At 58.1% G+C, this 12,543-nt stretch carries 13 protein-coding genes; 11 read left to right on the forward strand and 2 right to left on the reverse strand.

The features are described 5' to 3' along the window. Nucleotides 1–124 precede the first annotated feature (124 nt). The 9 genes from E4T21_RS15955 (at nucleotide 125) to msrA (ending at nucleotide 7,769) form a co-directional block, all read left to right on the forward strand. The gene (locus E4T21_RS15955; RefSeq protein WP_149285986.1) at nucleotides 125–709 is read left to right on the forward strand and encodes a lipocalin family protein; all 585 of its coding nucleotides are present in this window, start codon (nucleotides 125–127) and stop codon (nucleotides 707–709) included. Between the two features lie 100 nt (nucleotides 710–809). Further along, complete coding sequence (locus E4T21_RS15960; RefSeq protein WP_149285987.1) at nucleotides 810–1,829, forward strand: SMP-30/gluconolactonase/LRE family protein; 1,020 nt, start codon at nucleotides 810–812, stop codon at nucleotides 1,827–1,829. A gap of 229 nt (nucleotides 1,830–2,058) precedes the next feature. Next, on the forward strand, nucleotides 2,059–3,048 hold the full coding sequence (locus E4T21_RS15965; protein ID WP_149285988.1) for a succinylglutamate desuccinylase: 990 nt from the start codon (nucleotides 2,059–2,061) through the stop codon (nucleotides 3,046–3,048). Nucleotides 3,049–3,307: 259 nt separating this feature from the next. Next, on the forward strand, nucleotides 3,308–4,078 hold the full coding sequence (locus E4T21_RS15970) for an ABC transporter ATP-binding protein (protein ID WP_149285989.1): 771 nt from the start codon (nucleotides 3,308–3,310) through the stop codon (nucleotides 4,076–4,078). A 20-nt stretch (nucleotides 4,079–4,098) separates the two neighbouring features. Next, nucleotides 4,099–4,806, forward strand: a complete 708-nt coding sequence (locus E4T21_RS15975) for an ABC transporter permease (RefSeq protein WP_149285990.1) — start codon at nucleotides 4,099–4,101, stop codon at nucleotides 4,804–4,806. After that, on the forward strand, nucleotides 4,806–5,534 hold the full coding sequence (locus E4T21_RS15980) for an ABC transporter permease (RefSeq protein ID WP_149285991.1): 729 nt from the start codon (nucleotides 4,806–4,808) through the stop codon (nucleotides 5,532–5,534). Before E4T21_RS15975 ends, E4T21_RS15980 begins: the two co-directional genes overlap by 1 nt. Nucleotides 5,535–5,705: 171 nt before the next feature. Beyond that, nucleotides 5,706–6,479, forward strand: coding sequence for a transporter substrate-binding domain-containing protein (locus E4T21_RS15985; protein WP_149285992.1), 774 nt, complete (start codon nucleotides 5,706–5,708; stop codon nucleotides 6,477–6,479). 340 nt (nucleotides 6,480–6,819) lie between these two features. Then, nucleotides 6,820–7,266: a peptide-methionine (R)-S-oxide reductase MsrB gene (gene msrB / locus E4T21_RS15990; RefSeq protein WP_149285993.1), complete on the forward strand. Its 447-nt coding sequence runs from the start codon at nucleotides 6,820–6,822 to the stop codon at nucleotides 7,264–7,266. A gap of 2 nt (nucleotides 7,267–7,268) precedes the next feature. Beyond that, a complete protein-coding gene (msrA, locus tag E4T21_RS15995) occupies nucleotides 7,269–7,769 on the forward strand; it encodes a peptide-methionine (S)-S-oxide reductase MsrA (RefSeq protein WP_149285994.1) in 501 nt (166 codons plus the stop codon). Between the two features lie 18 nt (nucleotides 7,770–7,787). Here msrA and cadR read toward each other — a convergent pair whose 3' ends face one another. Then, on the reverse strand, nucleotides 7,788–8,237 hold the full coding sequence (gene cadR / locus E4T21_RS16000; protein ID WP_149285995.1) for a Cd(II)/Pb(II)-responsive transcriptional regulator: 450 nt from the start codon (nucleotides 8,235–8,237) through the stop codon (nucleotides 7,788–7,790). Between the two features lie 136 nt (nucleotides 8,238–8,373). Here cadR and E4T21_RS16005 point away from each other — a divergent pair, with 136 nt between their 5' ends. Both E4T21_RS16005 and E4T21_RS16010 read left to right on the forward strand, forming a co-directional pair. After that, nucleotides 8,374–10,548 carry a heavy metal translocating P-type ATPase gene (locus E4T21_RS16005; protein ID WP_149285996.1) on the forward strand — a complete coding sequence of 725 codons (2,175 nt, stop codon included), beginning with the start codon at nucleotides 8,374–8,376 and terminating at the stop codon, nucleotides 10,546–10,548. Nucleotides 10,549–10,691: 143 nt separating this feature from the next. Beyond that, a complete protein-coding gene (locus E4T21_RS16010) occupies nucleotides 10,692–11,492 on the forward strand; it encodes a TraX family protein (RefSeq protein ID WP_149285997.1) in 801 nt (266 codons plus the stop codon). A 73-nt stretch (nucleotides 11,493–11,565) separates the two neighbouring features. Here E4T21_RS16010 and E4T21_RS16015 read toward each other — a convergent pair whose 3' ends face one another. Continuing rightward, nucleotides 11,566–12,522: a LysR substrate-binding domain-containing protein gene (locus E4T21_RS16015; RefSeq protein WP_149285998.1), complete on the reverse strand. Its 957-nt coding sequence runs from the start codon at nucleotides 12,520–12,522 to the stop codon at nucleotides 11,566–11,568. Nucleotides 12,523–12,543: the final 21 nt, after the last annotated feature.

The following is a 12,543-nucleotide window of genomic DNA, read 5'->3' on the forward strand; positions in this document are numbered from 1 at the left end:
TCATGGCTGTGTTCTGTCTACCCACATCTCTCATTATCCTGCATGATCGATGACAAAACCGACATGCTTGCCGCACCGCTATCCTCCCTTCACGCAAGCCGCTCACCTTAGAAAAGGACTTCCGATGACCAGGCTCAAACTCTTCCGTCGCTCAAGCTGCATCCTGTTATGTGCTTTGCTGGTGACATCCTGTACTGGCATTCCCCAAGGCACCCAACCGATCAACGATTTTGTTCTCGATGACTACCTTGGGCGCTGGTACGAAATCGCACGCTTCGACCATTCCTTCGAGGAAGGGCTGGACTGCGTCACCGCTGACTATTCCCTGCGCGATGATGGAGGCGTCCGCGTCATCAACCGCGGCCTCAACCTGGACAGCGGTGAAACCGACGTGGCCGAAGGCAAGGCCTATCCATTGGGCGCTGCCAATGAGGGACGGCTCAAGGTGAGCTTCTTCGGTCCCTTCTATGCCAGCTACAACATTCTGGCGCTGGACGAGCATGGTCAATGGTCGCTGGTCACCGGACCTGATCGTGACTACCTGTGGATTCTTTCCCGTACCCCACGACTTGATGATGCCACTTACCGGCAATTGGTCGAAATGGCACGTGACCTCGACTACCCCGTCCAGCAACTGCTCGAGGTGGAACAGGGTGAGGCCTGCTCGGTACTGAAGGACCGGGAGCAGGATACATCACCCGAGACATGATCGAGCATCGGAAAAATGTATAACATACAGAATCGTGGATAACACATATCTTGAGAGGACGTTCCGATACCAATGATTCCTCCAGCAGAAGGATAGTGTCATGTCCCTTGCAAGACGCCAGTTCCTCGTCGCTTCCGCCGCCCTGGGTGCCGCGGCGGCCGCCCCGAACCTGTTCGCTAACACAGGTGCTCCATCACGCTATCCGGACGAGGCCTGGCAGGTGATCGACGAACGTTTCCAGAAGTATGTGCTGTTCAACACTCCTCTGGAACGTCAATGGACAGGCGGCCTGTGGCTCGAAGGCCCCGCCTGGAACGCCGTGGGGCGCTATGCGGTATTCAGCGATATACCCCGTGCACTGCAGATGCGCTGGGACGAGGCAAGCGGAGAAGTCAGCATCCTGCGCCACAAGGTGGGACATTCCAACGGCAATGCCTTTGATGACCAGGGGCGCCTGGTGGCCTGTGAGCACTCCCCCGCCCGAGTGGTACGCTACGAGTGGGACGGTAGCCTCAGCGTGCTTGCCGAAAGCTACGACGGCAAACCACTCAACGCTCCCAATGATCTGATCTGCCTGGATAACGGCGGCATCATCTTCACCGACCCCGGCTATGGTGCCCACGTCGAGTATGAGGGTGCGGCTCGCGAGCTTGAACTGGATACCACTGTCTATTACTGGGAAGATGGCATGGCCGAACCCCAGCCACTGACCACGGAACTGTTCAAGCCCAATGGCATTGCCCTGGGGCCGGACAAGCGCAGCGTCTATATCGCTGACACCGCGCCTTCTCATTATCCCGACGAGCCTGCGACCATTACTCGCTTCACCCTCGGCGATGACGGTAAATCACTGACCGATCCAACGCGCCTCGTGGAAAGCCGCGAAGAAGGCTATGACGGACTTGCCTGCGACCAGGATGGCAACATCTGGGCAGGCACTTCGGGAGGAGAGGGCCACGATGGAGTGACGATATTCGCTCCTGACGGTACATTGATCGGACGTATCCTGTTGCCGGAAGTCTGTGCCAATGTATGTTTCGTCGGCGAGGACCGCAATCGCCTGCTGATGACGGCCAGCCAGTCCATCTACACGCTCTACACCAACACCCGCGGCGCCTGACTTCTCTTCCTCGTCAGTCTCCGACTGCGCTCGACGGTCCTGCCGTCGAGCCTTTCATTTTCTCACCGGTGGTTTTCAACAGTCCGACGCTCCCGCTTGCATCCCGCGTATTCTCGCTGGATGGTGATCCTCCACATCCAGGGTTGGCGCTATACAACACCTGCATGATCAGGAGACACAATAATGAAAGTGAAGGACATGCCACTGACGTTCCGCTCGAGAGGCCACCATGCTTGCTGATTGGTTATCCGCTACTCTCGACGACACCCCTTCCTTCGCCCGTGAAGGCAACGTCGGTGACGGTCGCTACCATATCGAAGCACCAGGCATCATCACACTGACGCCCGCCGAACTCTCGTCCGATGCCAGGGCCGTAGTGATCTCGGTGGGCATCCATGGCAATGAAACAGCACCTATCGAGCTGCTTGGCGAATGCCTGGCACGCCTGGAAGCAGGCCTTGCCACGTTAGGTGCACCGGTGCTGGTGATTCTGGGTAATATTGAAGCCATTCGCCTGGGCGTGCGCTTTGTCGAAACCAACCTGAATCGCTTGTTCAAGCGTGAACTCGACCTAGAGAGCAATGAGGCCAACCGTGCCCGGGAGCTGATGGCCGCGGTGGATGCCTTTTATGAGCGCTACGCGCAGCTCCCCCGCCTTCACTATGATCTTCATACCGCGATCCGTGACAGCCAGTACCCACGCTTCGTGGTCGATCCATTTGCCGATACCCAGACCAACGATGAACAGTGGCGCTGGCTCGCCGGAGCCGATATCCAGGCAGCCCTGCAACAGCACCAGCACAGCTGGACCTTTTCGCATTACAGCAAGCACTACCATGGCGCCCAGGCATTCACCCTGGAACTGGGCAAGGCCTTGCCCTTCGGCAATAACGACCTGATTCCTCTGGCCCCCATGGGGCAATTGCTTGAAGCACTGATAGCCGGGCGGCAACCGACCGAAGGCGACGTATCCCACATGGCGGGTTTCAAGGTTGCCGTTGAGGTGTTCCGTGAAAGTGAAGGCTTCGAACTATGCTTTGCTGACGATACGCCCAATTTCACCGCCTTCGCTCCTGGAGAAATCGTCGCCAGAGATGCCAAGGCGGGTGATACCCAGGTTGGTGATATCCCCCTTCGAATCGTGTTCCCCAATGCCAAGGTTGAACTTGGTGCCCGAGCAGTATTACTGGTGAAGCCGACCGAACTTTCACGAAGATAAGTCAAACGACCGATTTATTTTTACACCAAGCAGCCCCATTTCCAGTGCTTACATAAAATCTTCTAAAAACAACAATCTGGAGACATAACGATGCATTTACATACTCTAACAATAGACGAAGGTATAATCTCTTTCAGTCTGCGATCGTCTAGCGAGCTTTCCTGAGCCTGTTAGAATCCCCCCCTTTTCGCGCCAGTCCGCGCTATCCGGCACTCTCCCCAGGTAATAACAATGTGCCGACCTATCTGGAGCTCGATTCATGGCTGATACCCCGATTCCGCTGGAAGTGCGTAATATCCGCAAGCGCTTCGGCAACAACGAAGTACTCAAGGGCTTGTCTCTGCAGGCCTACAAGGGTGACGTCATCACGCTGATTGGCGCATCAGGTTCCGGTAAAAGTACCTTTCTGCGCTGCATGAACCTGCTCGAACAGCCTGACGATGGCGAACTCATCGTTCATGGCGAATCCGTTCTGTTCAAGGACACCAAGCACGGCCGTGAGCCAGCCGACCAGAAGCAGGTGGTACGCATGCGTGCCAAACTGTCCATGGTCTTCCAGAGCTTCAACCTGTGGTCGCACATGACCTTGCTGGAGAATGTCATCGAGGCTCCCGTGCATGTCCTCAAGCAACCCAAGCACGAGGCCATCGAATACGCACGCCAACTGCTGGAGCGAGTAGGGCTGGCAGAACGTGCCGACTATTATCCATCGCAGCTTTCCGGCGGTCAGCAGCAGCGCGGAGCCATCGCCCGAGCCCTGGCCATGGACCCGGAAGTCATGCTGTTCGACGAGCCTACTTCGGCACTCGACCCTGAACTGGTGGGCGATGTACTCAAGGTCATGCGGGACCTGGCCGAAGAAGGCCGCACCATGATTGTGGTGACACACGAAATGGCATTTGCACGGGATGTTTCTTCCCAGGTCATCTATCTCCACCAGGGTCTGGTCGAGGAAGCAGGCGCTCCGCAGGACGTGCTCGGCAACCCGAAGTCCGACCGCCTGAAGCAATTCCTTGCCCCCAAACACTGAGCCCAGCCCAGGAGAATCCGATGATTGACCTGCAAGGCTACGGCCCCAGACTGCTCCAAGGCGCTCTATTGACTATCGAGGTCGCGGGGCTGTCACTGATTCTGGCGGTAATTCTTGGCCTGCTCACGGCCAGTGCCAAGATGTCACGCAACTGGCTGTTGCACCGCATTGGAACCCTCTACACCACCATCATTCGCGGTGTGCCGGATCTGGTGATGATGTTTCTGCTGTTTTTTGGTGCCCAGGTCGGCCTCAACATGGTCACCGACTGGATGTATGAGCAATTCGGCTGGGACCTGTACATCGAGATCAATTCCTTTGTTGCCGGAGTCATCACCATCGGCCTGATATTTGGTGCCTACATGGGCGAGACCTTCCGCGGGGCATTTCTGGCTGTCGATCGTGGCCAGATAGAAGCCGGGCGTGCCTATGGCATGACCCATGGCCAGGTATTCCGCCGCATCCGCTTTCCACAGATGATGCGGCACGCCCTGCCGGGCCTTTCCAATAACTGGATGGTGCTGCTCAAGACCACTGCTCTGGTTTCGATCATTGGTCTGAGCGATATGGTGCGAGTCGCTGAGGAAGCTTCCAAGGCGACCCATCAACCTTTTGTCTTTCTAACTATCGTGGCCGTGATCTACCTGGCCATTGCCAGCGTTTCCGAATGGGGCTTCTCCAGACTGCAGAAACGCTACAGTGTGGGCTTCACTGGAGGAGAAGAGTGATGGAATGGCTGACTTCTCTACAGACGCTGCTGAGCGACCATACCATACTGACACCTGCCAACCTGGCCCGTTATGGCGAAGGTCTGACCACTACAGTACAACTGGTGTTTCTGTCACTGATTGCAGGCCTGATCCTGGCGGTACCGCTGGCGATCGGTCGCGGTTCGAAACGCCGCTGGATCAAGCTGCCGATCTATGCCTACACCTATGTGTTCCGTGGCACGCCACTGCTGGTTCAGTTGTATATGATCTACTATGGGTTGCCCAGCATCGACACACTCAGGGACTGGAAGTACTGGAGTGATATCGATCAAGCACATGTCTGGGCACTGATAGCCTTCACCCTGAACACCGCCGCCTATACCACCGAAATTTTCCATGGCGCGATCAAGACCACGCCGCGTGGTGAGATCGAGGCAGCCAAGGCCTATGGCATGTCCTGGGGACTGCGCATGCGCAGGATTATCCTCCCCAGCGCCTTCCGCCGCGCCTTGCCGGCCTATGGCAATGAAGTCATCTTCATGCTTCATGCCAGTGCCGTAGCCAGCGTGGTCACCATCATGGACTTGACCGGCGCAGCCAGATTCATCGTCACTCGCACTTATGCTGCCTTCCAGCCATACCTGTTCGTGGCAGTGATCTATCTGTGCCTGACCTTTGCCATTCTCTACCTGTTCCGTTATCTGGAAAAACGCCTGCTGGCGCACTTGAGGCCAGTAGATGGCTGAAAGAAGGCACGCGATATCGCGTGCCTTCCGTAGCCGACATGGAGCGTCAAACAAACGTTGGGAACTCTCGTTTCACTATTCAAGTTCCCCTCTTTCTGAATGCCGCGGCATTCGCTATGGTGCATTTGTGACGTCGCCAAGGCGTTCCCAAACAACAAGGGGTCTACCCATATGACACTACGCAAGGTTTTTACTGCAGGACTGATCGGTGCCGCACTCCTCGCATCCTCCGCTCAGGCTGAAGTGCGTGATATCCGCATTGCCGTCGACGTACCCTACGAGCCAATGGAATTTCGTACCGCCGATGGCGAACTGACGGGTTTCGATATCGACCTGGGCAACGCCATGTGTACCGAGATCGGCATCGAGTGTGAATGGGTGGTACAAGCCTGGGACGGTATCATCCCAGGTCTGATGGCTCGCAAGTATGATGCCATCATGTCTTCCATGACCATCAACGACGAACGCCGCGAGCATGTCCTGTTCAGCGAACCGTACTTCACACCTCCTTCTGCCTGGTTTGCCCCGGCTGGCCTGGAGATGGATGCGGCCGATGCCGAAACACTCAAGGGCCTGACCATTGGCGTCCAACGCGGCACCCTGCAGGACAACTACGTTACCGATATGTATGGTGACGTGGCCAAGGAAGTGAAGCGTTACGGCACTGCCGATGACCTGGTACTGGATATGGATGCCGACCGCGTCGATATCGGTTTCCTCGACTATCCGGTCGGCAAGTCCACTCTGCTGGACAGCGAAGAAGGTGACTACAAGGTCGTGGGTGAACAGATTACCGAACCGAAGAAATACTTCGGTGACGGCTTTGGTATCGCCTTCCGCAAGCGCGATCAAGATCTGGCCGATGCCTTTAACGCCGCCCTCGCGACGCTGAAGGAAAACGGAACCTATGATGAGATCGTCGCCAAGTATTTCGACGAGAAATAATGTCCTCAGTCCCTGGTGTACCCAAGCACCAGGGACCTCTTCAACTACCACGTAAGCACGACTACCCGCTTTTCACTTCCCGCGATCCTCGGCCGTCGGCCCATCTCGCCTTGTTCATTCTCTTTCCCTCTCTTTTCTTTTTCTCTACTTTCTTTCTCACGCCATCGAGAAGTATCTGTCGTCGGCACCAACCAACAATGCCTTCAAAAAACCTGAATTATGATGCCAGAGCAGGATATTCTCCCAGCTTGTAAGGAAATCGTTTGATATGACACTAACAACCTGTTCAGTGGGATCAGTTCCTCACTGTCGCTCCCTGTCATCGGGATGAGGAGAACCTATGAAACGCTACGATAAATCCCCTGAAGCCATTGCCCGCCTGAATGATGAGCAGTACCGCATCACTCAGGAAAATGGCACCGAACGTGCCGGCACTGGCGAGTATCTCGACAACAAGGAACCCGGCATCTACGTCGACATCGTTTCCGGTGAGCCGTTGTTTGCGTCTTCAGACAAGTATGAGTCGGGTTGTGGCTGGCCGAGCTTCACAAAACCCATCGAGCCCGCTCATGTCAATGAGCTGACGGACACGTCACATAGTATGGTGCGTACCGAGGTGCGTTCGACCCATGGGGATAGCCATCTGGGCCACGTGTTTCCCGATGGGCCACGTGAGCATGGTGGTTTACGCTACTGCATCAACTCCGCCTCGCTGCGCTTTATCCATCGTGACGACATGGAAGCCGAAGGCTACGGCGAGTATCTGAATCAAGTCGAGGAGGTTTGACCATGGCACACGAGCGAGCAGTACTGGCAGGTGGATGTTTCTGGGGCATGCAGGAGTTGATTCGCCAATTGCCCGGTGTAGAGGGAACCCGTGTCGGCTATACCGGCGGTGATGTGCCCAATGCCACCTATCGCAACCATGGCACTCACGCCGAAGGCATCGAGATCATTTTCGATCCCGAGGTCATCAGCTACCGTCGCCTGCTGGAATACTTCTTCCAGATTCACGACCCGACCACGGTCAACCGCCAGGGCAATGACCGGGGCATGTCCTACCGTTCGGCGATCTACTATGTCGACGAGGCTCAGAAGGAAGAGGCACTACGCACCATCAAGGACGTCGATGCCTCCGGCCTGTGGCCAGGCAAGGTCGTCACCGAAGTCGAGCCGGTAGCTGACTTCTGGGAGGCCGAACCCGAGCATCAGGACTACCTGCAGCGTCTGCCCAATGGCTACACCTGTCACTTCCCGCGCAAGGACTGGGTGTTGCCATCCAGCCACTGAAAATTGCCGGGGCTCTGATCAACCTCTCACGTCATGAGTTCCCGGCACGTGCGGCGCTGGTGCAGCCACTTCCTTCACCGGCTGCGCCAGCTCCTGCAGGATGCCACATTCCGCCGTAGTCCCCCTTCCCGTACAGCGTTGGCGCAAAGCGATAAGCTGGCGCTCGAGGCGCTGCAACTGGTCAATCCGCAACGCGACGTGCTCAAGGTGCGCCTCGATCAACGTATTGGCCTCATCGCAAGGCTGATCGGGACGATCGTGCAGTTCGAGCAGCGTACGCACTTCATCCAGCGTCATATCGAGGGCACGACAATGGCGGATGAACGCCACCCGCTCGGCGTGCTCACCACTGTAGAGGCGATAATTCCCGGCACTTCGCGCCGGCTCCGGCAGCAGCCCTTCCCTTTCGTAGTAACGCAGCGTTTCCACCGCGCATCCGGTACGGCTGGCCAGCTCTCCAATCTTCATCTGTCTCACCTCGCTTCATCCATCTCGTCTCTCTTCATTCATCTCGTCTCGCTTCATCGATCTCACATCGGGGGCTTGACTCTGTAGTTACTACAGGGTGTGTCATCAGCCTAGCCAATGCAAATGGAGAGGAATCATGGCCAGTCAGACTTCACATTCCGAGGCGCATACCGACTCGGCAGTGAGCTCCTGCGGTGGATGCTGTTCATCACAGGCTCCCACTGCGGCCGAGCCAGCACCCCAGGTGAACAGCCAGCGACTGGTCCTGATCATCGACGAGCTCTGTTGCCCGAGCGAGGAACGTCAGTTGCGCAAGGCACTCGAGGACATGCCGGGCCTCGTCGAGCTGCGTTTCCAGTTCATCGATCGCCGACTCGAGATCCTGCATGACGGCATTGATACCGCCGATGCCATGGAACGTATTCGCCAACTTGGCATGAGCCCACGCACACAACGCGATCAGCAGACAGCACCTCAGCAGTCCTCCATCCCATGGACAAGGCTGGCCATTGCCGGTGCCATGGCCGTGGCCGCCGAGGTGCTCAACTGGGGCGGAAATGTTCCGCAGTGGGTACTGGCGGCACTGGCCCTCTGCGCCATTGCGCTGGTCGGGCTCGACACCTGGCGCAAGGGCTTCATTGCCTTGCGTCAGGGAAGCCTCAATATCAATGCGTTGATGAGCGTTGCCGTTACCGGTGCGCTGCTGATCGGCCACTGGGCCGAGGCCGCCATGGTGATTGTGCTGTTTACCATCTCCGAGCATGTCGAAGCACGCTCACTGCACCGTGCGCGCCAAGCCATTCGCGGACTACTCGACCTGGCGCCACCGCGGGCCAGGGTGCAACAGCAGGATGGCGAATGGCGAGAGGTCGAGGCCGAACTCGTTCAGCCCGGCGACCTGCTGCGTGCACGTGCCGGTGAACGACTGGCGCTGGATGGCGAGATTACCCGTGGCCATCCCTCGCTGGATGAATCGGCAATCACCGGGGAAAGTCTGCCCCGCGACAAGCAACCCGGCGACCAGGTCCATGCCGGCAGTATCAATCTCAACGGCGACATGGAGTACAGAGCAACCCGTGTAGTGTCGGATACCACCCTGGCGCGTATTATCCACGCCGTGGAACAGGCCCAGGCGAGCCGCGCTCCAACCCAGCGCATGATCGACCGCTTCGCGGCCGTCTATACCCCCGGTGTCTTCGTCCTTGCTCTGGCCACGGCCATCGCCTGGCCATTGCTGGGCCTGGGCCCCTGGTTGGATGGTGTCTATCGTGCTCTGGTGTTACTGGTCATTGCCTGCCCCTGTGCACTGGTCATCTCGACACCGGTCACCATCGTCAGCGGTCTGGCCGCGGCGGCGCGTCAGGGGATTCTGATCAAGGGCGGGGCTTACCTGGAGCAGGCCCAGCGCCTGAAGCAGGTGGTACTCGACAAGACCGGCACCCTGACCATCGGTCGCCCCAAGGTCAGTGACTGGCAGACCACCGGCCCCCTGAGCGCCGAGCAATGCGCCAGCCTGGCGCTATCGCTGGCCAGCAGTTCCAACCACCCCATATCGAGAGCCGTTGCCGAACATCTGCAGGGCACATCGCTGAGCGAGCTAGAAGGCATCGAGGAGCGCGGGGGACGCGGCATGATCGCCTCTCATGAAGGACTGGCAATCTGGTTGGGCAATGCCCGTATGGCTCGCGAGTATGGTGCACAGGTGGATGAACAGACCACTCAGGCACCGCTCTGGCTGGGTCGCGGTTCGCAAGTACTGGCCACCTTCCAGGTCAGCGACAGCCTGCGTTCCACCAGTCAGGCAGCCATTGACCGTCTGCATGAACTGGGACTCAAGGTCAGCATCCTGAGTGGCGACAGCAAGCCGCGTGTGCAGGCAATCGCCGATCAGTTGAGCATCGATGAGGCCCACGGCGAACTGTTACCCGAGGACAAGCTACGGCATCTCGAGCAACTGACACGCCAGGCGCCCACCGCCATGGTCGGCGATGGCATCAATGATGCACCAGCGCTGGCACGCGCCGATCTCGGTATCGCCATGGGTGTAGCGGGCAGCGATGTCGCCATCGAGACCGCCGACGTGGCCTTGATGGATGACGACCTCGGCAAGTTGGCGCGGCTGGTGGAATTGTCACACGAGACCCGGCGCCTGCTGATCCAGAACATTGCTCTGGCCATCGGCATCAAGGTCGTGTTCCTGGCCCTCGCCCTGACCGGCCACGCCACGCTGTGGATGGCTGTCTTCGCCGATATGGGCGCCAGCCTGCTGGTGGTCGCAAACGGGCTAAGGATTCTGCGTATTGTGCCATAGCGCGCCGCACAGCAAGAAGCTCCCGTATAATGGTGGATTGGAACTTGGCCAGGCTGCCTCCTGGCCGAGTCGGAACTTGGCTGTCGAACAGTAGTCTTATGGCCTCGTTCCAGAAACAACGCTTCCACCACAGGGAATCCTTCATGCCCCATACTGCTGCTGCCTCTTCTCTGGCCCGCCCTTCATCCGCCTGGACAGGTTGGGGACAGTGGCTGGCGTTGATCACCATGACCCTGGACCATGTGGCCCGCTACCTGGCAACCGACAGTTGGGGTATGGGGTGGGTCGACAGCAGTGTCGGACGCATAGCCTTTCCTCTGTTTGCCGGCATGGTCGCCTGGCACGGCCTGTTCAACACCCGGGATCCGGTTCGCTATGCCCGACGCACCCTGGTGATCGGCCTGATCGCTCAGTTGCCCTATCAGTTGATGCCACGGGAAGCATTGTTCCAGCTCAATATCTGCTTCACCCTCACCCTTGGTTTGTTGGCCGGGGCCTGGCTGATGCAGTTGACTCGTCGCATGGAGGACCAGCAGTTGGGCTATCCACGCCTGGCGCTGGAAACCCTGGGCGTGGCCTGCGCCTGGTATATTGCAGGCTTCTGGGTTGAATATGGACATGAAGGATTGCTGCTGGTGCCATTCTTCATGCTTGCTGTGCGCCAGCTTCACCGTGGTGGTAACAGCATGCTGGAACGTCTGGAAGCGGTTGCCGCCTGCCTGCCGATACTCGCCATTGCCGGAATGATGAACAGCTCTGACATGGCCAAATCCATAACCGTTGCCACGACATTCAGTGTACTGCTAATGGCGTCCGGCGTTCATCGCATGGTGCCTGAAGCAACAATAAAGATGCCTCGTCGCCTATGGCTGGCCTGGTATCCAGGGCACTTCGCCGTCATTGCCGCCATTCTGCTGTGGACCGGCAACGCTGCATATCCCTGAAACCTGTTCTCACTGAAACCTGTTCTCACTGAAAACAGGACACGACTCCAGCAAGGGGAGTGAGGATCATCCCTCACTCCCCTTCTTTGTTCCCCTTCCTCCCTTCCTGCTCCACCTCCTCGGCTGGGCAAGATGCCCCTGGTCGCCGTTCTCCCAGAAACACCTTGAACGCCTGCCACGCCGGACTGCGATAGCGATCCGGGTGCCACACCAGAGAAAAGTGACGCGTCAGGGGCAGGTCATGAGGCAGTGCCTTGAGCTCTCCTCTCTCCAGCTCGCCCCGTACACTCAAGCGCGACAGACATCCCAGGCCCAGTCCCGCGGCCACGGCTTGCTTTATTGCCTCGTGCTGCCCTAATTCCATGCGTACCTTGAGCCGTATCAGCCTGGGCAGGACCGCCGCCTCCAGGACCTCACGAGATCCCGATCCCGGTTCACGCAGAATCCACTGCTCTGCGGCCAGGTCATCATCTTCGACAAGTATCTTGCCGGCTAGAGGGTGCCCCGGGGCACAGACAATCTCCATGCGGTCCTCGCACCAGGGCTCACTGATCAGTCCAGGCTCATGGCAGCGCCCTTCGATCAACCCCAGATCTGCATCGAAGCGCTGCACATCGGAAATGACTTCACCGGTATTACGCAGTCGCAGGCGAAAATCCACACCCGGGTGCAGAGAACCAAACTCACCTGCCAGTGGCGGCAACAGATACGTGCCAATGGTGGCACTGGCCGAAATCACCAAGGTGCCATGCAGGATATCCTCTGGTTCTTCGGCAGCCGCAACAAAGTCCGCCAGGCCATCCAGTAGTTGCTCGGCACGAGGCAGCAGACGATGCCCCATGTCATTCAGGGTCAAGCGCCTCCCTGGGCGCTCGAACAGCGATACACCCAGTTGATGCTCAAGATCGGATAGCCCCTGGCTGGTGGCAGACTGGGAAAGACTGAGGCGCTGAGACGCTGCGCTGACAGTTCCCAGCCGGGCGACAGCAACAAAGATCTCGAGTTGGCGCAGAGTGATGTGAGATCGCATATCGGTTTTACCGAAGAGTGG

Source organism: Halomonas binhaiensis, from assembly GCF_008329985.2.
Lineage (GTDB): Bacteria > Pseudomonadota > Gammaproteobacteria > Pseudomonadales > Halomonadaceae > Halomonas > Halomonas binhaiensis.

Coding starts and splice junctions, on each gene's coding strand:
- E4T21_RS15980 (WP_149285991.1), top strand. CDS start 4,806: ATGGAATGGCTGACTTCTCTACAGACGCTGCTGAGCGACCATACCATA.
- E4T21_RS15955 (WP_149285986.1), top strand. CDS start 125: ATGACCAGGCTCAAACTCTTCCGTCGCTCAAGCTGCATCCTGTTATGT.
- E4T21_RS16005 (WP_149285996.1), top strand. CDS start 8,374: ATGGCCAGTCAGACTTCACATTCCGAGGCGCATACCGACTCGGCAGTG.
- msrB (WP_149285993.1), top strand. CDS start 6,820: ATGAAACGCTACGATAAATCCCCTGAAGCCATTGCCCGCCTGAATGAT.
- E4T21_RS15975 (WP_149285990.1), top strand. CDS start 4,099: ATGATTGACCTGCAAGGCTACGGCCCCAGACTGCTCCAAGGCGCTCTA.
- E4T21_RS15960 (WP_149285987.1), top strand. CDS start 810: ATGTCCCTTGCAAGACGCCAGTTCCTCGTCGCTTCCGCCGCCCTGGGT.
- msrA (WP_149285994.1), top strand. CDS start 7,269: ATGGCACACGAGCGAGCAGTACTGGCAGGTGGATGTTTCTGGGGCATG.
- E4T21_RS15970 (WP_149285989.1), top strand. CDS start 3,308: ATGGCTGATACCCCGATTCCGCTGGAAGTGCGTAATATCCGCAAGCGC.
- cadR (WP_149285995.1), bottom strand. CDS start 8,237: ATGAAGATTGGAGAGCTGGCCAGCCGTACCGGATGCGCGGTGGAAACG.
- E4T21_RS15985 (WP_149285992.1), top strand. CDS start 5,706: ATGACACTACGCAAGGTTTTTACTGCAGGACTGATCGGTGCCGCACTC.
- E4T21_RS15965 (WP_149285988.1), top strand. CDS start 2,059: ATGCTTGCTGATTGGTTATCCGCTACTCTCGACGACACCCCTTCCTTC.
- E4T21_RS16010 (WP_149285997.1), top strand. CDS start 10,692: ATGCCCCATACTGCTGCTGCCTCTTCTCTGGCCCGCCCTTCATCCGCC.
- E4T21_RS16015 (WP_149285998.1), bottom strand. CDS start 12,522: ATGCGATCTCACATCACTCTGCGCCAACTCGAGATCTTTGTTGCTGTC.